This window comes from Gordonia polyisoprenivorans NBRC 16320 = JCM 10675 (genome assembly GCF_000241325.1).
Classification (GTDB): domain Bacteria; phylum Actinomycetota; class Actinomycetes; order Mycobacteriales; family Mycobacteriaceae; genus Gordonia; species Gordonia polyisoprenivorans.
The window spans coordinates 15,683-39,269 of record NZ_BAEI01000067.1; the positions used below are offsets into that span (position 1 = coordinate 15,683).

The following is a 23,587-nucleotide window of genomic DNA, read 5'->3' on the forward strand; positions in this document are numbered from 1 at the left end:
CCCATGCCCGCGCAATCTGCCCAGCTCGACGCGTCAGCCGTGGTCAAAGCCGCTGCCCCGGCCGCCGATGATGTCGACCGGAACGCCCGATTCCCTCACGAGGCCGTCGAGGCCATGCGCGATGCAGGACTTCTGTCGTGCTCGCTGCCGACCGAACTCGGTGGTCGGTCGGCCTCGATCACCGAGCTCGCCGCCGTCGCACGCCAGATCGGCGCCGCCTGCAGTTCTGCGGCAATGATCTTCGCGATGCACCACACTCAGGCCCTTACGCTGCGGTTTCACGGTGCCCAGGGTGATATCGCCGAGCTGACGAGGCAGGTCGCCACCGACGAATCGCTCCTCGCATCGGCCACCACCGAGATCACCACCGGTGGTGACGTCCGGACGTCGACGTGCGCTGTCGAGGTCGACGGTGACCGTGCTCGCCTGGAGAAAAACGCCCCGGTGATCTCCTACGGAGAATTCGCCGATTACATCTGCACCACCGCCCGTCGCTCCCCCGACAGCCCGCCGAGCGACCAGGTTCTTGTGGTCTGTCCGAAGGACCAGACCACCCTCGAGCCCACATCTTCTTGGGACACTTTGGGATTCCGCGGCACGTGCAGCCCGGGATTCATCTTGAAAACCGAGACATCTGTCACGAATATCGTGCCGGTTGATTATGCAACCATTTCCGCGCACACCATGTTGCCCGGTTCGCACACCTTGTGGTCGTCGGTGTGGCTGGGTATTGCCGACGCCGCGATCGCCAAGACTCGCGACCAGGTGCGCGCCGCGGCCCGCAAGAGCGCCGGCACCCCGCCGCCGCAGGCACTGAAATTCGCGGATCTGCTCGTCGAGCATCAGTCGTTTGAGAGTTCGGTGACCAACGAGATCCGGCGGTACCAGACGTTTTTGGACAGCGACGAGAACGAGACGACGATCGGCTTCGCCCTGGCGATGAACAATCTCAAGATCATGGCGTCGACGCGCGTCGTCGAGGTGGTGGCCGGCGCACTGGCGATCTGCGGGATCAACGGATACCGGGAAGACCACCCGGCGTCGATGGGCCGACTGCTGCGCGACGCCTACGGGCCGGCACTGATGGTGTCCAACGAGCGTATTCGCGCCAATAACTCGCAGCTGGTCCTGGCATTGCGCAAATAGCGCACGCACAGCCATGACTTCAGCGACCATGATGGGCATTGATGCACACGGGCAGAATGCCTACGTCCCCGTAATGAAAATGGAGCACCACAGGTGAATGAACTCGACAACGCGCGTGCCGAGTTCCGCGATCGACTGATCGCGGAGGGGTTACTCATCCCGACCGGCGTCGACGGACTGTACGGCCGCAGCGGAACGTTCGAAGACATCATCGACGGAATCGACGGCGTCGTCCGGCGCACCGGCCGGTCGGTGTACGGCACCGACGGTGCGAAACGCCTGCGCTTTCCCCCGGTGTTCCCCCGGACATCCTTCGAGAAGACCGATTACATCGCGTCGTTCCCGCAGCTGACCGGTGCCATCTCGACCTTCCTCGGCGACAACAAGGAGCACCGGGCGCTGCTGGCCGACCGTGACGAGGGCCGGCCGTGGGACGGGCACCTGGCGTCCGCCGGGACCATGCTGGTGTCGGCGGCCTGTCATCCGCTCTACAACACCATCTCCGGCGAGCTCCCCGATGGCGGTTCACGCTTCGATGTGTACGGCTACTGCTTCCGGCACGAGCCAGCCATCGACCCGGCTCGCATGCAGGCCTTCCGCATGCACGAGTACGTCTACGTCGGCGACCCCGATTCTGCTGCAGCACATCGTGATTCGTGGATTCCGCGAGGCCTCGACGTGCTCACCAGCCTCGGTCTCAAGCCCGAGGCGGTACCGGCCAACGACCCGTTCTTCGGTCGTGCGGGACGCCTGCTGGCCACCAACCAGATCGAGGAGAACCTGAAGACCGAACTCGTGGTACGCCTCTACGGCGACCTCGACGACGGCACCGCCGTCGTCTCGTGCAACTGCCACCGCGAGCATTTCGGCGAGAATTTCGCGATTCACACCGCTGACGGCGAGGTCGCCCACAGCGCCTGCGTGGGCTTCGGCATGGAACGTATCGCCTTGGCACTGTTGACCAATCACGGCACCACGATCTCGCAGTGGCCCGCCGACGTGCTCAACGAACTCGGCCTCAGCCGGCAGTAGCCGCCACAACCGGCGTCGCCGCCGGCGCAGATGTAGCAGAAGGTGTCGCCTCGGCGGCACCTTCTGTTACATCTGCAGCTGTGGTGGGGTGCGCAGCCGGGGCCTCGGTGGGGGTCGTGGGCTCTGTGGTGGTGGGCTGGGCAGCCGGGGCCGCAGCGGGAGTCGGGGTGGGCTCCGACGGGGACACCTCGACAGCCGGGGCCGCAGCGGGAGTCGGGGTGGGCTGGGACGTGGTCACCTCGGCGGCCGCCGCCTGCTGTTGCACCTGCGGCGCGATCACCCGCTGCGCCGCCGACTCTTGGGCCGCCGATGTCTGGGCGGCCGACTTCTGCGCTGCGGACTTCTGCGCTGCCGATTTCTGGGCAGCCGCCGCCAGATCCGCTTCGATCTGGGCGGCGTCCGACGGCTGGGTCGATGCCCAGGAGAACCAGTTGTGCCCGCCGTTGGAGTAGGTGAAGTGGACCGGCAGGTCCATCCGCTGGGCGGCGGCGTTGAGGATCACCGTCGACGTGAGCGCACCGACCTCCAATCCGACGCCGAGTAGCTCGGTGACGAGGGCGCCGGGAATGAGGATCGGCCACAACACAAGTGGTTGTTGTTGCAGCGTTTGCCAGGCGAGCTGGAGTTCACCGACCGACGGGATGCCGTTGCCGGTGGAGATGATGATGGTCTGCCCGTTGGCCTTCGCCTCGGCGATCCGGCTCAGGACGTCGTTGTCGGCCCAGGTGTTGCCCTCGCTCAGCGGGAGTCCCCACATCGCTGACAGACCGTTGTCGATGTCGGCGCGCGCGGTCTGGATGATCGGGATGAGTACCCACCCCAGCGGGTTGTTGGTCTCGTAGAAACCCGAGTACGAGCGCGCCACGGCGAACACCTCGGGGTGGTTCAGCGCGACGATGACCGCGGGCGCCCCGGACATCGAGACACCGACGATCGCGTTGTCCGACGTCCCGATGTCGAAGTTCTCGTTCAGGTAGGCGGGCAGTTCCTCACCGAGGAAGGTATCCCATTGCGGTGCAGTGGTACTGCCGGTCGGCGCCGACTGCCAGTTGGTGTCCCACTCGCCCTTGCCACCGGCGGGCATCACCAGGTTGTAGCTGGTGCTGTAGGCGGCCACCGCACCCGAGGTCGGCGTCGCCCAGTTGTTGTACTCGTCGTTCGAGCCCAGGCCGTCGAGGAAGTACACGGCCTGCTCGGTCTGGCCCGGTGCCTGATCCGATGCCCGCACCTGCACGACGACGTTGCGACCCAACGCCTCCGAGTAGAGGGTGCACGTCTGGATGTGCTGGGCCTCCTCGTCCGGGGTCCGCCACTCGCATCCCGGACGAAGGGTATCCGGGTCGACCGCACGCGCCTGTCCCGCCACCCCGATCAGCGCCGCGGCCGTCGACGTCACCACCACCAGTGCGGTGACCACGCGCCGCCGCACACCGAATCCCCCACCACGCATGACTGAGCCTTCCGAGATCTCCCCCGACCCGGATCGACGGCAACCACCGTCTCGTTGCCGCAGGGAACATTACGGACAGCACACCCTCTACGCAGCACAAACGCCGACTTTGCTGTACCGATGCTCCTGGTCGCGTCGGCAAAGACGCGAGGGACGGGTCGGGCCTCAGTGCCCTCGCGCGACGGCACGGTCGGCCACCAACTGCGCGACCCGCGCCATCACATCCGGCTCCCCCAATTCGGCGTGGGAGACGTCGAGCCGTGCCACCCGCGGCGTCGCACTCACCAACGACTCCCACCCGGAGATGTCGCCGGTCTGTGCCGACGCCACGTAGAGCACCTCGTCGACCTCGACGCGACCGGTCCGATGCGCACGCACCGCAGCGATGAGAGCCCGCAACCGTTCGGCGACAACCACATCGGCCGCTGTGCCCTCGTGTGCCGGAGCCTGCGCCAGCTCGTCGGGGGTCCGTGCGTCCATCAACACCAGCAGCTCGACCCGCTCACCGAGGTCGGTGAGTTGGCGGGCGATCTCATGGGCCAGGTTCCCGCCGATCGACCACCCGATCAGCCGGTAGGGTCCCGACAGCTGCCGACGGCGGATCGCGTCAACGTGACGCCGCGCGATCTCGGCCATGTTGTCGGGCATATCACCGGAAAGCAGTTCGGGGAGTTGCAGTCCCACGACCCGATGTCCCGACGTCGCAGCCAACGGGCGGAACGGTGTCGGCATGCCGCTCACGCCGTGCACCGCCCACAGGAGCGGCAGTCCGGGATCGTTGTCGGCACAGTCGAAGTCGACGACGCGCTCCTGGTCGGTACCGACGCGCGCCATTGCGGCGGCCACCCCGCGCGGGGTCGGACGGGCCACGAGATCGGCCAGATCCGGACGCAGCCCGGTGTGATCGACGATCTCGGCATGCAGCCGCAGCAGCAGAAGCGAATGCCCGCCGAGGGCGAAGAAGTCGTCGTCGACGCCGGGTTCGCAGCCCAACACCGCATCGAACGCCGAGATCACCTGGCGCTCCAGATCGTTGGTGGCACTGCAGCTTCCGGAATCACGCTCGTGCGACGACGGCCCGGCAGGCGCGGGCAGCCGGGAGGTGTCGATCTTCCCGGTCACGGTGCGTGCGATCTCGTCGACCACGATCACCTGGGCGGGCACCATGTGTCGCGGTAGTCGCTGCCGGCACGCTCGCTCTGCCTCGGCACCGCCGACGCCGACCACGTAGGCGACGAGCATCGGCCCCGCGGGTCCCGGCCGCACGACGGCCGCGGCCTGGGTGGCGCCCGCGCCCATCAGGACGGCCTCGATCTCCGCCGGCTCCACCCGCTGCCCCCGAAGCTTGATCTGCCGGTCCGCCCGGCCCACATATGTCAGCGCACCGTCACCCTCGAGACGCACCCGGTCGCCGGTGCGATACATGCGGCCGCCGCCGGGGCAAGCCACGAAGCGCACCGACGTCAATGCAGTATCACCCAGATAGCCTTGTGCCAGTGCATCTCCCGCGAGATACAGCTCGCCGTCGACGCCGGGCGGTACCGGTCGCAACCAACGGTCGAGGACGGCGACGGTGGTGCCGTCGATGGGTCTGCCGATCCGTACCGCCCCGTCCGGGCGCACGGGTGCGAAGGTTGCCGCGACCGTGGCCTCGGTCGGGCCGTACACGTTGACGAGTTCGCAGCGCGCAGCCCACGCACGCGCGATCGACGGTGACAGCGCCTCACCTCCGACGAAGACCAGTCGTACCGATGTGAGTTGCTGCACGTCGAGCGTCGCGAGCACCGACGGCGTTGCGATGAACACCGTGATCCGTTGCGTGACAAGCCACTCGGTCAACTCCGTCCCGGCGGTGATCCCGGCGGGTGCGACCACCAACCGCGCGGCGGCCGCCAGCGGCAGCACCATTTCCATGATCGACGGGTCGAAGCCGACGCTGACCATCGCCGCCACCCGGTCGTCGGATCGGATCGGGGCGATGGTCGCGAGCCGCCGTAACCCGCGGTGCCCGACGACCACCGCATTCGGTGTGCCGGTGGTACCCGACGTGGTGATCACATACGCCGCGGATGCCGGCGACACCCGCGCGACCGGCACCTCGGTCACCGACGCTCCCGACGTGGAGGGGCGCGGCGGAACATCGTTGTCGTACAACGGGTATGCGCCGGTTCGCTCGAGAACTGCGTCGATCCGCGCCGGCGGATGTGCCACGTCGACGGGGACGGGCACCGCGCCGATCCGGGTGACGGCGCGGAAGGCGACCTGCTGGCGTACGGACCGTTCGATGAGAATCGCCACCCGCTCACCACTGCGGATACCTCGCGCGCGCAACGCGTGTGCGGTCACCGCCACCCAGTCGTCGAGGTGCCGATAGCTCAGCAGCGTCGTGCCGTCCTCGATGGCGATGCGATCCGGCTGATGCGCAGCGGGTTCGGCGAACATGTCACCGAGTGTCGCGGGATCGGTGTACGGCGCGCCGTGCGCGCTCGCCTCGATCAGGGTCTGCTCGTCGGGCAACAGCAGATCGACCGAGGCCATGCGTGTTCCGGCCTCATCGACGAGGAGCTGCAGCGCCGTCTCCATGCGTGCCATCAGGGTCTCGACGGTCGCAGGAGCCGCCCACTGCGCCCGATGCGCGCAAAGTAACTTTCCGTCTTCGACGATCACGCGCAGCGCGAAATCCCCCATCGGCGTGAGGGACTCGTCGACGTCACCCATCGTGGCCGGATCGAGGAGCGTGTGATCGGACGCGTCGGCACCGACCGTCAACGCCACCTCCGCCAACGAGGGAGCGACCGACCCGCCGGTGACCCCGATCTCCCGCATCACCTCGTCGAACGGAACCCACGAGTGCTCCAGCGCCGCGATATCGTCGTCTCGAACCCGATTCACCCACTCTGCGCATGTCATTCGTGGGTCGAGACGTGTCCGCAGCACGACGGTCGCGACCAGCATCCCCACCACGTCGGACAGATCGGGGTCTCGCCGCAGGGACGTGGTGGTCGCCACGACGACGTCATCGGTGCCCGACTGCACGGCCAGCGCCCACGCCAAGGCTGCGTGGACAAGGTGGAATCGGCTGACGCGCAGGCTCCGTGCGGCCCCGTCGAGCTGCGGCCACAGCTCCGCCGGGAGCGCGCGACGAGTGTGGACGATCCTGCCCTCGGCGTGCGGCAGGTGATCGAGGACGAGGGGCGCGGGCGGATCGGCCAGCACACGTTGCCAATACGCCAGTTCGCGGTCACGCGCAGCGGACTCGGCAGCCAGCAACCGGCCGCTCACCCGCGCGGCCGACGGAGCCGCCGCAAGCGTTCCGCCGAAATGCTTCGGCCCGCTCGCTGCGCTCCCGGCGCCGGGATGATTCGGCCCGCTCGCTGCGCTCCCGGCGCCAGGATGATTCGGCCCGCTGAGCAGCGCGGCCAGTTCCCGCTGCAAGACCACCGCGGACTCACCGTCGAGCGCGATGTGATGCGCCACCACCAGCACCGCAGACACCGTCTGCTCCTCGGAGGCGATCAGGCCCACCCGAACCGGTGGAGAGGTGGCGAGCGAGTCGAACGGAGTCGCGAGCATCTCGCCGACCGCACCGGCGTCGAGCAGATCGATCGTCGGCTCCCAGGTGTCGAGCACCCGCTGGCGCGGCCCGTCGTCGGACATCGGATACACGGTGCGCAACGCGGCATGCCGACCGATCAACGTACGCACCGCAGTTCGCACGTCCAGCACGCTGGGAAAATTCGGCCCGCTCGCTTCGCTCCCGGCGCCGGGAAAATTCGGCCCGCTCGCTTCACTCCCGGCGCCGGGAAAATTCGGCCCGCTCGCTTCACTCCCGGCGCCGGGAAAATTCGGCCCGCTCGCTTCACTCCCGGCGCCGGGAAAATTCGACCCGCTCGCTCCACTCCCGGCGCCGGCCCCACCGGGGATCGGCAGGAGCACCGGCACGTGATAACCGGGTTTGCCGAGCTCGGCCGCCATCCACATCCGTCGTTGCGGCCCGGTCAGCGGGACGTCGCCCCCCTCGGTCGCGATCTGTTCGGTGTCGGGCGCAACACCCACCTCGCCGTCGTTCGCCTTCTCGGCGATCCGGCGGTCGAGCCGGGCGGCGAGCTCACCGACGGTCGGATGGTCGAACAGCCACTTCGCCGACACCGTCCACCCGAGCTGCCGGGTGAGCAGCGAGGCCACCCGCGCCGCCGACAGTGAGGTGCCACCGAGATCGAAGAAGTCGGTATCCGCACGCACCGACGCGCGATCGACCGCCATGATCTCCGCGAACGCCGCCGCCACCGACTCCGAGGTGTCCGTCCCGGCCACGGTCTCCTCACCGACGAGCCCACGACCCGCGCCCGCGAAGCCAACCAGCGCATCGACGAGTGCGTCGGCCACAGCGCTCGCCGTCCGGTCACTCACCCGGGCTGAATACACCACCGTCAGTACCAGCGCCCCGTCACGGTCGCCGACGATCACCTCGAGATCATGGCCGGCAGCCTCACGCTCGGGCACCACCTGCACCGGCTCAGCACGCACCGCTTCGCTCCCGGAGCCGGCGCCGGCGCCGGGCATATTCGGCCCGCTCGCTTCGCTCCCGGCGCCGGGCATATTCGCGTCGGGCTCCGGCACCACGTCCTGCCCCACCAACAAGATCGACGTCAACGGATCGTGGGTGGACCGGGCATTCGGGCACACCGCACGCACCACCGACTCGTACGGCACTTCCTGATGGTCTGCGATCCGCAGATGCGCCTCCCGCGCACACGCCACCGCGTCGGCGACAGTCGCACCCGGCTGCAGCCGGGTGCGCACCGCAACGGTGTTGACGAACATACCGACAACGCGCTCCCACTGCGGCGCCGAGCGCCCGTGCACGGGGACACCGACCACGACATCCCACTCCCCGGTCAGCCGTCCCAACGTCGCGGTCAGTGCGCCGTGGACAGCGTGAAAGACGCTCGCGCCCAACGCCGACGTCTGCTCCCGCAGAGCAGTGATCACGTGCGCGTCGACGTCCCGCACCACCCGGCCCCCGCTGTCGCCGGGCGGTCCGGGCAGCGCGACGGGTGCGCCCGCATCACCGAGTTCGGTGGTCCAGAAGTCGATGTCGCGGGTGAAGCGACTGGTGGGATCGTCCGGGTCGCCGAGGATGTCGCGCTGCCACCGGGTGTAGTCGGCATAGTCGGGTGCCGACGCGGCGGGTAGTCCCGTCCGGTAGGCCGACATCAGGTCGTCGAGGAGGATGCGCATCGACCATCCGTCGACAGCGATGTGGTGCAGCGTCAGCACCAGGTAGCCGCCGCCGAGGCCGGTCTCCCCCTCGTCACGGTCGTCGCCGCTGACGAACAGCCGTGCCCTGATGGCCGTCTCGCGTTCGAGGTCGAAGGGACGTGCGACTTCCGCCGCGATGGCGTCGCGGACCGCCGCAGTGCTCACCGACTGCACGACGAGGTCGGGAACGTCGGTGGTGAGACGTTGTTCCGGTCCGCGACCGGTATCGGGAAAGACGGTGCGCAGCGACTCGTGCGCACCTACGACCGCGCGATACGCACGGACGACCCGCGCGGGATCGTAGGATCCGCGAATCCGAAGGACGAGCGGGATGTGGTAGGTGGTGTCCTCGGGATCGAAGCGGTGGTGAATCCACATGCGCCGCTGCGGATATGCCAGTGGAAGATGCTCGGGACGCGGCGCGTGGTGCGGTATCGGGCCGGTGAGGTCTGCCGCGCAGTCGATCCGTCGGGCCAGCTCGCCGACGGTACGCGCGCGGAACACGACGTCGGCGTCGAGGTCACGAGAGGTCCGCGCGCTGAGTCGGGACCGGACCCGCGCCGCCGACAGCGACGTTCCGCCGAGCGCGAAGAAATCGGTGTCCGAGCCGATCTCGGCGCCCGCGCAGTCGAGAACCTCCGCGAGGACCTCGGCGACGAGCTGTTCGGTGGAAGTGGTGACCGGCGTGTTCGCGGGCACAATTCGGCCCGCTCGCTCCGCTCCCGACACCGGCTCCTGCGCGGCAACCGGATTCGGCAACCGGGGATGATCGATCTTGCCACTCGGTCGGGTCGGGAAGCGGTCGACCACCGCGATCGCGGCCGGAACCATGGTGCGCGGCAACACGGTCCGCGCTTGTTCACGCAACCGCTCGGGACGCGGCCGATCGCCGGGCGCCGGGATGACCCACGAGACCAGCAGTGGCTCACCGGCCCGGTTGGTACGCACCGCACTGGCGGCGGCCGCCACCCCGGGCAATCCGGCGAGCGCGGCGTTGATCTCCTCGGCCTCCATCCGCACACCACGGATCTTGAGTTGGTCGTCGGCGCGACCGTGGATCACCAACGAGCCGTCGCCGCGCCGGTGGACCAGATCGCCGGTGCGATACATGCGATCACCGTCGCCGAAGGGGCGCGCGACGAATCGCGAGGCGGTGGTGGAGGTGTCCGCGAGATAGCCGCGCGCCAATGCGGCTCCGGCGACGTACAACTCGCCAACGGTGTAGTCGGGAACCGACTGCAGCGACGAATCCAACACCAGCGCTTCGATATCCGGGACGGGGGTGCCGATGCTCACGGCACCGGCGGTGTCCTGACGGTACGTGGCGCTGCTGATCGCGACGGTCGTCTCGGTGGGCCCGTACTCGTTGGTCACCGACACCGACGACGTCCACCGACTCAGGAGCGTGCGCGGCAACGCTTCTCCACCCACCACCACATGCCGCAGCCGCGCCACCTGGGCCGGGTCGAGGGTGCTCAGCACCGATGGCGTGGTCATCAGCACCGTCACCGCCGACCGTGTGATCTCGGTGGCGAGTTCGGTTCCGGCCATCACCTCGGGTGGGCAGATGACGATGCATGCGCCCGCCGCGCGCGCCGGCACCACACCCATCAGGTGGGCGTCGAATGCCGTGGTGTGGGTGTGCATCACCCGGTCGGTGGCGTCGAGTCCGAGTCGTTCGGCGGTGGTCAGCGCCCACGCGGCCAGCCCGCGATGGGTGATCTCAACACCCTTGGGTGTCCCGGTCGTCCCGGAGGTGAACGCGAGGTAGGCGACGTCGTCGAGTTGCAGTGTGCGGGTGCGATGTCGGGGTTCGAACTCGGTGACGCGGCGGGAGCGGTAGAGGTCGGGGTCGTCGAGTGCCACGACCGCGATCCTGACGGGCAGTCGGGGCGGACGATCGGCGCGCAGCGTCAGGATCGTGCGCGCCCCGGAGCGCTCGATCAGCCGCTCCCGGCGCCGGGGTGGGTCCGCGGGGTCGAGGTTGACGAATGCCGCACCGACACGCGCCAGCGCCATCGTCGCGACGACATCGAAGCACGATCGCGGTAGATGCTTCGCGACAACGTCTCCGGGCCCGAGGCCGCGATCCCGCAACGCCCACGCGAGAATCCGCACCAGCCGCTCGACGTCCGCGTGGCACAGGACCTCGCCGTATCCGGGAAAGCGATGTGTCACATCGATGATCGCCGGCCGCGTGGCGTCCGGCACGGGCTGACGATCGAGGAGCTCGGCAAGAGTCTGGGGCGCACGCGTGCGGGCGGAGATGACCGGCGTCTCCACGCTCGATTGCGGCACCGGTGTGCGTGTCAGGGCGCGTACCGGCAGCGCGGGATCGGCGGTGCCGCTTTCCAGGGTCTCGGTGATGGCGGTCAGGAGCGCCTCGAGGCGGCCGGCATCGGTGACCGAGTCCCGGCATGCGGCAACGAGATACGTCCGATCGCCGTCGCGGCCGAGCATGATGTCCAGCGCGGCCTGGGTTCTGCCGGTCGTGCCCAGCCCGGTCGTATCCAGTCCGGTCGTATCCGGCCCGGTCACGCTCAAGTCCGGTGGTATCTCACCGACCACGACGTCGACGAGGGATCGGCCCGCGCGTTCACGCTCCGGGTCGGCGATCGCGGCGATCTCGGCCAACGGCAGATCCGAATGGTCGATCGCCCCGAGAACGCCGAGAGTGTTGCGGCGCAACAGTGTGGCGAAGGTGTCGTCCGGTTCGATGCGGGTGCGCAGCGGGACGGCCCGCGCGAAGAGCCCGCAGACCGTGCTCCATCGAGGATCGGCCCGTCCCGACACCGCCGTGCCCACGGTGCATTCCGACGCACCGCCGGCGGTCATGACGCGTTCCGCAGCAGCGGCCTGGCGAGTCAGGACCACGGCGATCGCGGTGTGCACCACGATGAACGGGGTACTCCCGACCGCGGCCGCGCACCGATCGATCCGCGCGGTCAACTCCGTCGGAAACACCACTCGCCCGTGATGTGTGGCTCCCGATCCCGTCGCGGCGAGGTCCATGTCGGTCACGGTGAGCGGCACGATGGGTTCGGCGAACACCCGCGACCAGTAGCCGGTGAGACGGTCGCGGTGGCTGCGCACCATCGCTTGTCGCCATCTGCTGTACTGCCGGTAGTCGAGACGACGCGCGGAGTCGGTCGGTGGACCGGTTGTGAGTTCTCGGCGCAGCATGCGAGCGGTCTCGCCGTCGGCGCTGATGTGGTGGATCACGCACACCAGCCGATACCCACCCGGCGTGTCGACGAGCCGCGCCCGCCACGGCAGGGACACGGTGAGATCGATGGGGCGGCGGGCGATCTCGGCGAGGACTTCGTCGGCGTCGACGTCGGTGAGGGGATCGAGCGCACCGAGGTAGGCGTCGACCTCGTCGTCGGTCCACAGTCGTTGATAGGGCACCCCGTCGAGTTCCGGGAAGCCGGTGCGCAGGCAGTCGTGTCGGCGGACCAGTTCGGCCACCCGACGCCGGATCTCGCGGGCGTCGGTGCCCGGTACCGGGACGATGCCGGCGAGCACGTAGCCGGGTTGGTCGGGGTCGGCGCGCCAGCGCAGCCACAGATCGAGTTGCTCCGGTGTCAGCCCTGGGTGATCGGGGTCGGCGCTGTCCTCGACCTCCCACAGGTCCGGGACCGCGTCGTCGTCGACGATCGGCGAGGTCGACAACAACTGCGACAGCCCGGCGATGGTGGGATGGGCGAACACCTCGGTGACACCGATTCTGCTGCCGTGCAAAGACAGTCGGGCGGCCAGGCGCGCGGCGGTCAACGAGTTGATGCCGAGGGTGACGAGGTCGGTGTCGGGGTCGAGCGGTGCCGATGCCCCTTGGTCTTCGCCGCTGTCGAGGCACTCACGAATCGCGGCGGCCACCATCTCCTCACGCGGTGTCAATGGCCGGCCGATACCGTTGGAGGAGTGTATCTTTCGGAGGAGTTCGGTGTGGTCGATCTTGCCGTTGGCGGTCAGCGGCCACTCGTCGACGACGAGGATGCGGCTGGGCACCGCATAGGCGGGCAGTCGTTCCGCACACCACGAGATCAGGGCTGACTCAGAGGGTACCGCCTGCGCTGCGGCGCCCACGCGGACGGCCGCCACGAGACGCGCTGCACTCGCGACTCCGTCCTGCAGCACCCGGCAGTCGAGGACGTCGGGCGCCGCGGTGAGCGCGGCAACGATCTCGGCCGGTTCGATGCGGAATCCGCGGATCTTCAGTTGGTCGTCGACGCGCCCGAGGAAGGCGATCCGCCGATCGGGCAACAGCCGCACCCGATCACCCGTGCGGTAGCGGCGGATGCCGTCGGGGCCGGCCACGAATCGCGTCGCGGTCGTCGAGGGGTCACCGAGATAGCCGAGCGCGAGTTGCGGCCCGGAGAGCTGGAGTTCGCCGCGTCCACCGAGCGGTACGGCCCGCCCGTGCCGATCGCAGACCTCGGCGTGGGCGCCGTCGAGTGGTGTGCCGATGATCGGGCGGTCGTCGTCGAGGTCGATCTCCCCGCAGAGCACCTGCACGGTGGTCTCGGTGGGCCCGTACATGGTGAGCAGCCGTACCTCGGGGTGCGCCGACACCCATCCGCGCAACCGCGCCGGGTCGACGGCCTCACCCGCGAGGATCACTGTTCGCAGCGACGCCAGTGACACGTCGGCAGTGCCGGCGAGCGCTTGGAGCGCCGAGGAATCGGTCAGTCGCGCAAACGCACTCGGGGTTTGTGCGCAGTGGGTCACGCGGTGACGGGTCAGGCCGGCGGCGAAGCGTGCCGGGTCGCGGACGTCGTCGTCGGAGAAGACGACGACCCGTCCGCCCGCGGCGAGCGGGCCGAAGATCTCCCACACGGAGGCGTCGAAGGCCAATGCGTGCGACCAGCTCCCGACCATCTCACCGGTGCACCCGAGACGGGAAAGTGAGGCGCCGAGCATCGCGGCCATCGCGGTCCGGTCGACGACCACGCCCTTGGGTGCGCCGGTCGATCCCGACGTGTGGATGACGTAGGCGGCGCCGGGCATCGCGGGGCCGGTCCCGCTGTGGGCGGGGCTGATCTCGAGGCCTTCGCGAATCGTCGCACCGGGCCCGATTCGGCGGTACAGCAACCGTTGTCGCGCCGGTGGCAGGTCCGGGTCGACGGGCGCGAACACCGCGCCCGCGGCGAGCACACCCAGCGCGGCCACGACCGCCTCACTCCCCCGGCGCAATGCCAGCACGACCGTGGTCCCCGGGCGGGTCCCGGCCGCATGCAACTTCTCGGCCACCTGCTCGGCACGACACCACAGGTCGCGGTACGTGAGCACATCGTCGGAGTCGACGAGCGCGACCTCGCCGGAGGCGACAATTGCCACAGCGTCGGGCTGGCGCGTCGCCATGGCACGCACCGCGTCGACGGGATCGATCGACTGCGCAGAAACATTGGGGTGAACAGAAGTGGGCTGGGCGAGAACACCGGCAGGCAGGCACTCGGCCACACACCGTGTCGACGAGTCGGTCAGGGCCGTCAGGGCGGCGACGAAATACTCGAGCATCGGTTCCACCGCTGCGGCGTCGACCCGGGCGGGTGACGCCGTCACCTGCACCGACAGCGCTCCGTCGTCGACCGTACGCACCGTGAATTCGAGTGCGGTGCGGGTGATTCCCACATCGATCGGCGTGATGTCGGTGATCAGCAGTCCCGGTGAGTCAGGCAGCGCGGCGGCATGGTCGAGCAGCACGTCGGGCAGGGTCGCCGGCGCCGACGCGGCGTGAGTGGCGGCATCGGCGATCGTGCGGTGTGCGTGCACGAGTGCCTCGTCGATCGGCAGCGCGACGACGGGCCGGTGGTCCGCCGTCACCGCCGACCACCGCACCGGAACGGTGGTGGCGCGCATACCGACGCGGGGTCCGCCAGGAAGGGCAACCGGGATCGCCGCGACGACGTCGTCGAAGTCGGTGACGGCGGCGAGTGTCGCGGCCAGTGCCACCCACAGCGCCGAGTACAGCGTGGTGCCGGCTCCGGCCACCACGTCGTTGACCGCAGCGGCGGTGTCGGCGTCGATACGGCGCTCGTGGACCACTGCGGGTTTCTCGGTCGCCGGGTGCCGTCGGGGTGGTTCCGGGAGGGCGAGGTGTTCGGGTGCGCCGTCGAGAACCGTTCTCCAATAGGCGGTGTCGTCGTCGCGTACCGAGACCTGCAGCTCGTCGGGCTGCTCGGACCAGCGTGGGCTGCGTCCGCACAGGCGTGCCGTCAGCGCTGTGTGCAGGTCGTCGAGGAGTATCGGTACCGATGCTCCGTCGACGGCGATGTGGTGGGCGACGAGCACGATGCCGGTGCCCGCGGGTGAGTCGGCGAGTACCGCACGCCATGCCGGTCGGGTGGTCAGATCGAAGGGGGCATCGACGATCTCGGTGACCTGACCGGCGTCGGGGACCGTATCGCTTTGGGTGATCGGTGGATTCCCGGTGAGAGCGTCGGCGTGGAGAACCACGATCTCCGGAGTTGCGTCCCCGCGATCGGGAAACACCGCACGCAGCATCGGATGCCGGTCGGCGAGATCGAGCAGCGCTGCCCGCACCACGGGCACCTCGGCACGCACCGTGACTCGCAACGCCAGATGGTATGCGGCCGAATCGGGCTGTCCGCGATGGGCATCCCACAGGGCGCGCTGCGCCGGCCACAGGACGTCACGAGGCCGTACCGACGGTGTGCGAGCATCGGCGGCAACCAGTTCGGTCAGTCCGCGGATTGTCGGTGCGGCGAGGATGTCGGCGACAGTGACCTGGGTACCCGGTCCCGACAGCCGTGCAGCAAGTCGCGCCGCCGACAACGAGTTTCCGCCGACAGAGAAGAAGTTGACGTCAGGTCCCCACAACTCGGGTCCGTCCCCGTGCGTCGCGCGGCCGGCTGCCTGGGGTCCGGGTTGCCCAACGATCTCGGCGACGAGATCGGCGACGCGACGTTGTGCCGCGGTCAGCGGGGCGGGGGTGCCGGTCACCGCGGGCAGTCCCGCGATCAGGGCGTGCCGGTCGAGTTTGCCGTTGTCGGTGAGTGGCCAGCGCTCGACGACGCCGATGCGCGTGGGCATCAGGTACCCGGGCAGCCGCGTGGCGCACGCGCGCTGAAGAAGGGCTTCGCGCTCCTGGGCCGACACGTCGCTATCGGTGGTGTCGTCGTCGATCACGAAGGCGAGGATTTGTTCATCGCCGGGTTGTGTCCCGCCGGCGATCACCACGCGTGCCTCGCGGACGCCGGGCGCCTCGACGAGAGCCGCGGCGATCTCGGCGGGCTCGACGCGATGACCACGCACCTGCATCTGATCGTCCGACCGGCCCAGGTAGGCAAGCCGATCCGGCGCGATCAACCGCACCACATCGCCTGTTCGGTACATCCGTGTGCCGCAGCCGTCGGGGTCGGCGACGAAGCGGCTCGCGGTCAGGGCGGGCGCGTGCAGGTAGCCGTCGGCGACTTGCGCGCCGCTGACGTACAGTTCGCCGAGTCCGCCCACCGGCACCGGACGCAGATGCCGGTCGCGCACCGACCAGCCGACTCCGGCGAACGGGGCGCCGATCAGGCTGCGGGCGTCGGTGGTGTCGACGTCGGCGGCGGTGAGGTGCACCGTGGTCTCGGTGATGCCGTACATGTTGATCAGGCGCACACGAGGATTGGCCTGCGCCCAATCGTGCAGCGCAGGTGCTTGCAGCGCCTCGCCGCCGAACACGACGCACCGCAAGGCTGGCAACCGCGACCCACCACTACTCGACGAACCGGCACCATCCGGTGCGGCGAGCCGCGCGAACGCGGTCGGGGTCTGCGAGAGAATGCTGACGCCACAATCGTTCAGGGTTGCGCTCAGCAGCACCGGGTCCCGGCTCACCGGGCGGTCGACGATCACCACGCGGCCACCGGAACAGAGTGCGCCGAAGATCTCCCACACCGAGAAGTCGAAGGTGTGCGAGTGCGTCGCACTCCACACGTCGGCGGGGGTGGCGTCGACGACGTCGAGGGCGGCACCGAGCATCGCGGACAACGCGGTACGCGGCACCGCAACACCTTTGGGCCGTCCGGTCGATCCGGATGTGTGGATGATATAGGCGATCCCCGGTCGGCGGGGCGCGGTCCCGAGGCCCGGGCCGGGTTCGATCAACAGGCCGTCGCCCACGATCGCCGCCGGGGAAGTCGCGGCGATGAGTTCCGCGGTGCGCGCGGGCGGATGTTCCGGGTCGAGCGGAACGTAGGCGGCGTCGGCCATCAGGGTCCCGACCATCGCCACCACGGTCTCGGCACCACGGCCGAGCAGCAATGCCACCCGGTCACCCGCCCGCACCCCGACCCGACGCAGATCCATCGCCATCTCGAATGCGCGCGTGGACAATTGCTCGTAGGTCATCGATGTTCGGGCGTCGGTGACGGCGATGGCGTGCGGGGTGGCGCCGACGTGTGCGAGTAGTGCGTGGATCGGGTCGGCGCCGGCCACCGGGCATTCCGCGGCGACGCCACGTCCGGTCGGGGTGCACGACCCGACGAGGGTGGCCGGGTCGGCGAGCGCCAGCCGGGTCAGTGTGTCGACCACGTGGTCGAGGAGAATCCCGGCGCCGTCGGGGTCGACGCGATCGGGTGCCACCGTCAGAGCCAACCGCAGCTGGTCTCCGCTGTCGTCGACGACGAACTCCAGTGCGGTGCGGGCTCTCCCGGTGCGGATCGGGGTGGCCGAGCGGATCACCGCGCGCCCCGGCAGTACGGGTTCCCGACCGAGTTCGGTACCGTCCATCGTATTTGCCTGCGCCAGCACCACATCGGCGAGCTGTGCGGGTGCGGTGTCGGCGTGGCGCATCCCGGCCTGTAGCGCGGCCACCGATCCCGCGAGCGCCTCCGCGACGGTCTGCGACGCGACTGCGCGAGACCGTACCGGGACCGTCCGGACGAACATGCCGACCCGCTCGAGGTCGGAGGAACTCCAGCGCCCGGAGGTCGGCACCGAGATGACGACGTCGTCGTCGCCGACGACACCGGCGAGGACGGCGGCCACGGCCACCCGGACCAGCGCCTGCAGGGTGGCACCGGCGCCGGCGGCTTGGGCGGTGGCCGCCGCCGAGAGCCTCGCGTCGACGACCCGGTCCAGATGAACCGCTTCGGTATACCCGTCGCGGACCGTACGTGCCTCGGGCAGCGCGAGTCGCGTCGGGGCACCGGCGAGCACGTCCCGCCAGTAGCTGTGTCCCGCATCGGAATCGGCGACGGGTCGCCCACCGCGGAAGTCTCCGGGCCCGGGGAACTCCGGCAGTCGGTGGCGGGTGCGTGCGGTGACCGCGATCAGCATGTCCCGCACCAGGATCGGGATCGACCAGCCGTCGACCGCGATGTGATGGACCACGAACACCATCGACACCGCACCCCGGCTGTCGTCGAGAACGGCACGCCACGGAGGGTCGACGGTGAGATCGAAGGGCGCAGCCACCACTGCGCGAACCATGCTCGGGCTCAACGTATCCCGGGCGATCGGCAGCGCGTCGACCATCGCCTGGGTGGGTAGTAGGCGTACCGTCGGGGTGCCGTCGGGCCGGGCGGGAAAGACGCGGCGCAGCGCGTCGTGGTGCAGGGCGAGGTCGGTCAGCGCCGATGTCACGAGATCCGCAGTCACGAGATCCGCGGTCACCGGTTCGGTTCCCGTACCCGGTGCGAACTCGACCCGCACGGCGAGGTGGTACACATGGTCGGCCGGGTCGGAGCGGTTCAAGGCCCAGATCTGGTGTTGTGCCGGCGTCACGACCGGCGCGGTGACCGGTGCGGTGGCGGCCGTGAGGTCACCGGTGTCGACGCGTGCGGCGATCTCGGCCAGGGTGGTGGCCGGGGTCAGCTCGCCGATGCGCAGCGGACGGCCCACCCGTGCGCCGAGGCGCGCCATGATCTCCAGCATCGTCAGCGAGGTGCCGCCCAGGTCGATGACCGAGGCGGCCATCGAGACCCGTTCCACCCGAAGCACGTCGGCGACGATCTCGCCGAGCGCGCATTCGACGTCGGAGGTGGCGGCCACGAATTCCGGTTCGTGCAGCGCGATCCCGGCCACCGCGCGCGCCGCGGCGTCGCGATCGATCTTGCCGGTCGGGCCGGTCGGCAACTGATCGAGCATCAGGACACGCCGCGGCCACATCACCGATGGCAGGGTCGCGATGAGATGTGCCCGCACCGCCCGTTCGAGTCCGTCGCCGCCCGGTGCGGCACCGGTCGCCACGCAGGCGACGTCGAGCGCCAGGTCGCCGTCGGGTGCGTGGCCGGCGACGACGACCGCGGCGCCGACACCGTCGACCTCCGTGGCGGCGTTCTCGATCTCGGCCGGTTCGACGCGGACCCCGCGGACCGAGAGTTGCCCGTCGGCTCGGCCGCCGAAGACGAGATCACCGGTGGTCGGGTCGCGGCGCGCGAGATCACCGGTCCGGTACATCCGGGCGCCGTCGCGCCACGGGCAGGCGAGGAATCTCGTCGCGGTGAGTCCGGGCCGATCCCGGTATCCGTGCGCGAGTTGTGGTCCGCACAGATAGAGTTCGCCGATGATCCCGTCGGCCACCGGTCGCAGCCGGTGATCGAGGACCAGCGCGGCCATCCCCGGGACCGGTCGGCCGATGGGTACCGGCCGGTCGAGGTGGACGTCGGCGGTGATCGGCGCGGCCGTCGCATACAGCGTCGCCTCGGCGGGACCGTAGGTGTTGAACACCCGCCGCGCGCCGCCCCCTCCCGGTGGTCGACGCGTGATGCGGGCCGCGAGCGCCGGTGACAGTGCCTCGCCGATCGCCGACACGGTCGGCGGCAGTGTGTGCGCGGGAATCCGATTCAGGACGGTCGGGGTGGCCATCAGGTGGGTGATGCGGTGATCGAGCAGCGCGCGGCCGAGGTCGTCGTCGAGTCCGGCGGCCGGAATCAGGGTGTGGCCCAGCGCGGCACACGCCAGCATCTCGAAGTGGGCCATGTCGAACATCGGTGATGCCACCGCGAGCCAGCGCGCCCCGACATCGATCCCGTCACCCGCCCCGAATCGGGCCCACATGTCGGGCGCGATGGCGGCCGGCCCGGTATGCGGGACGACGACGCCCTTGGGTTCGCCGGTGCTTCCCGAGGTGAACACGATGTAGGCGGCGTCGGACGGAAGCGGTGCCGGTAGCCGGCCGGCATGGGGTGCGACATCGGTGAGATCGTCAAGGGGCCGTGACGGAATGCCCGTCCGCGCACCATGTTCGGGGCTCGTGGCGAGGATGAGGACCGGAGCGGCTGTCGCCAGCATCCGGTCGATCCGCGCGGTCGGCTGGGTCGGGTCGATCAGCACGATCGTCGCACCGCTGCGCGCGACCGCCCACCAGGCGATGACCTGATCGACGCTGCGGCGCATCAGCACCACGACCCGGGTGCCGGGCCGGGCTCCGAGCGCCGAGAGCCGGCGCGCGAGGTCGGCGGTGCGCGCGTCGAGATCGGCGAAGGTCACCACGGGCTCGCCCAGGAGGCTGCCGTCAACGGCCACGTCGTTTCCGGCGCGGGCGACCGTGGCGGCGATGAGGTCCGGCAGGGTGTCCATGGGACTTTCGGTGCCGGGCACCTCGGGGGTGCGCGCGGGCAGAGGCAGGTCGTCGATGGTGACGTGCGCAGACCCTGGGGCGGTCAGTGCGTCGGCGAGTGCACCGAGCATCGCGAGCAGTCCGTCGTGGAACGCCGTCACCTCGGCCGGGTCGTAGCGGCGCGGGTTGGCCTCGATCTCCACGATGAAGGTGCCGCTGTCGGTGGATTCGGCGAGAGTTCCGGACGGGAACACGTTGATGGCCAGGTCTTCTGCCGGTCCGGTGGTCACCGAGGAGAATCGGACGGTCGTCTCGCCGAATCGCATCTCACGGTCGAAGAGCATCAGGTTGAGGACCGGTCCGCCGGTGTGATCGCCGTGTTCGGTGACGATGTCCTCGAACCGGTACCGCTGATGACGTAGTGCGCCGAGCATCGCCCGCTCGGTGGTGCGCACGGCGGCATGGATCTCGGCGCGTCGGCCGACGCCGGCGCGTAGCGGCACGAAGTTGATGGTCGGCAATGGTGTGGCGCGCAGTGCGGCCGTCGTCCGTGCGGCTACCGCGAGGGTCAGCGCACCGTCGGCGTCGCCGGTGCGACGGCTCAGATAGCCCGCGGCGGCGGTCGCGATCAGTGTCGGCAGGCTGGTGGGCATGGCCGTGATGAGCGTGCGGATCGCGTCCATCGTCGCCATCGGGATCGGTGCCGCCACCGTGTGATTGCGGGAGGCCGGCCCGCCCGAACGGTGCGCCGGTGAGGTCGCGGGGTCGCGGCCGGCGAGGACCTCACGCCAGTAGTCGGCGTCACGGGCGCGGCGCGACGAGCTCTGGTAGGCGTGGTCGGCGGCGGGTGCGGCGGAGAGGTCGGCGACGGGCACCGACGGTGCGCTCGGGTCGCGGGAAAGACAACGACGTAACGCGCACACCAGGTTGTCGCGAGTGGCCACCCCGTCGGTGGTCAGGTGATGCGCACGGTTGTAGAGCTGATGTCGGTGATCTGACAACCGGAACAGGACGGCCCGTGCCAATCGATCGGCGGTCACATCGACCGCGCGGTGTAAATCGGCGTCGATGATGTCTTGCACAGCCCCATTCGGATCCGGTCGGTCACCGACATCGACGTATTCGACGTGATCATGCAACGACGGATCGTAGATGCACACCGGGCCGCGGGGGCCCTCCTCGAACCGCAGCTGCATGACTCGCGCTCGGCGTCCCTGCTCGGCGAGTTCGGTGAGGAAGGATTCACGGTCGAGCGGACCCTCGATGTCGGTCACCTGCGCCATGTTCAACGGCACCGACGGCATCGCCTGCTGCCGCAACCAGAAGAAGCGTTGCGCCGCGGTCAGTTCGGTCACCTGGATCTTCTCGGTCATGGCGATCCCTGTGCCCTCTGCCCGGTCGCCGCACCGCACGACGGCACCGACACGTGCACGGGCGGGGTGTCGACGAGCGGCTGCACGGGCACCTGTGCGTCGCCGCGGGCCGAGGTGGGTTCGGTCAGGGTCACCTCGAGGACACTGCGCTGACCGGGTGCCAGTGGTACGCGGGTGCGGACCACCGGATGACCGTGGAGTTCGCTGGTGCCGTAGAGCACCGATTGTCCGTCGAGGGTGACCTTGCGGACCTGCGCGCCGCGGGTCAGCGCGATCTGCACGCCGGCCGCATTGGTGCCCGGTGGCAGGCCGCTGCCCACCGCTCCCATCGAACCGATCACGTACTGCGGCAACGAGAGATCGGTGACGGTGTTGGTCAGCGTCACACGTGCGGTCGCATCGCGCATGCCGGCGGTGCAGTCACCTGCGGTGTAGCTCAGTTCGCGGCGCAGGTAGTAGTCGAGTTTGTTACCTGCCGCGTTGGTGATGGTCGCGTCCATCAGCGGGGCCGAATCGTCGGGTAACTGATGTGCCAGCGCGGTGGACGCGATGATGTCCTGCTCATCGGATCTGCTGCTGTAGAGCATGATCCGACGTTCCGCCACGCCGCGGCCGAGTGCTTCGAGGAGCCGGCCGGCATCGGCGTGGGCGCCGAGGACGTCGGCGACAACGGTGCGGGAGATGGTCTGCAGGTAGGCCTTGCGCGCGGTGTTGTCGTCGGCGAAGCGAGTATAAACCTGCGACAAGGTGAGCGGTACGACGTTGTCGGCGGTGATCAGTTCGCCCGACGGCAACCACACCGGCCCCGTCACGCGGAGTACGTAGCTCAGGGCGACCGGGTCGAGTGCCGCCGCCCCGTCGAGGGCCGTGCCGGTCTGCGCCTGCCAGTTGGCCATCCAGATCTTCGCGGCGTCGGTGAAGTCGGGGCTCAGGTTGCTGTTGCGGAAGTCGGTGTAGGGCTCGACCGTCGAGTACAAGGTGTCGAAGCCGTCACCGAGGTCGATCTGCGGGTTGCTCGGGCGGAACATGTCGATGTTGCGGCCGGTTTCGGCGGCGCGCAGGTGCCCGTTCTCGGCGCGGATGATGATGAATCCGCCGACCAGTCCGCCGGTTCCGCGGGCCTCCGACGGTGTTTGCAAGGCCACGAAGTAGTTTCGGGGGCCGTCCGCGCCGAGCATGGCCGGGGCCAGTCGCGCAGCCACCGACGTACCCTGCGCGGTGCGTGCGGCCGAGTCCAGTTGCGCGGCGAGGTCTGTGCGTGCCTGCGCGACCGGCCCGAGCCAGCTGCCGTCGATACCGCGGGCGCGCTGCGCGAGGCGGGTGGCGTCGTCGGCCATCGCGGTGATGCGCGGGGCGGCGCTGCGCAGGGCCGCGACGTCGACGCCGTTGTCGGCGGTGCGCAGCGTCGACGGTCCGATGGTGCCGGCCAGTGCGGCGCTGGGGATGAGGACCTCGTCGCTGAATCGGGTGACGATGTCGGTCATCTCACGCACGCCGGCCAACGGCCGGCCCAGCCACGGTACCGCTGCCGCGGCCCGCCAGAGGGGGTCGTTGGTGGCGGCGTAGGCGTCGGCCGCCGAGTCACGTACGGCCGACGCCTCCCCCGACGCTCTGCGCGAATCGCCGGACAGCAGTGCCGCTTTCGCGGTCACCGCGTGGTCCTGCGCGTCGCCCAGAGCCGACCGCGCCTGTTCGGCGCGGACACCCAGATAGCAGCCCACCGCGACCAGTGCGGCCAGCAGGAGCGCACCGCCGAGCCATACCCGCCGCCATCGCAGCCGGGACCGATGAACTCTCGCCTCGGGTGCCCTCATC

General features: G+C 69.6%; 5 protein-coding genes. 2 read left to right on the plus strand and 3 right to left on the minus strand.

Annotated elements, in window-relative coordinates:
- The first annotated feature begins 3 nt into the window (after positions 1-3).
- The gene (locus GOPIP_RS17370) at positions 4-1,146 is read left to right on the plus strand and encodes an acyl-CoA dehydrogenase family protein (protein WP_006371055.1); all 1,143 of its coding nucleotides are present in this window, start codon (positions 4-6) and stop codon (positions 1,144-1,146) included.
- Between the two features lie 93 nt (positions 1,147-1,239).
- Entirely contained in the window at positions 1,240-2,178 is a 939-nt protein-coding gene (locus GOPIP_RS17375; protein WP_006371056.1) for an amino acid--[acyl-carrier-protein] ligase, read from the plus strand.
- Here GOPIP_RS17375 and GOPIP_RS17380 read toward each other — a convergent pair.
- From GOPIP_RS17380 to GOPIP_RS17390, 3 genes are all read right to left on the minus strand, one after another.
- Entirely contained in the window at positions 2,165-3,628 is a 1,464-nt protein-coding gene (locus GOPIP_RS17380; protein ID WP_006371057.1) for an alpha/beta hydrolase, read from the minus strand. The two genes, GOPIP_RS17375 and GOPIP_RS17380, sit on opposite strands and share 14 nt — an antisense overlap.
- A 165-nt stretch (positions 3,629-3,793) precedes the next feature.
- A complete protein-coding gene (locus GOPIP_RS17385) occupies positions 3,794-21,772 on the minus strand; it encodes a non-ribosomal peptide synthetase (RefSeq protein WP_006371058.1) in 17,979 nt (5,992 codons plus the stop codon).
- Positions 21,769-23,586: a DUF4012 domain-containing protein gene (locus GOPIP_RS17390; protein WP_006371059.1), complete on the minus strand. Its 1,818-nt coding sequence runs from the start codon at positions 23,584-23,586 to the stop codon at positions 21,769-21,771. Before GOPIP_RS17390 ends, GOPIP_RS17385 begins: the two co-directional genes overlap by 4 nt.
- Position 23,587: the final 1 nt, after the last annotated feature.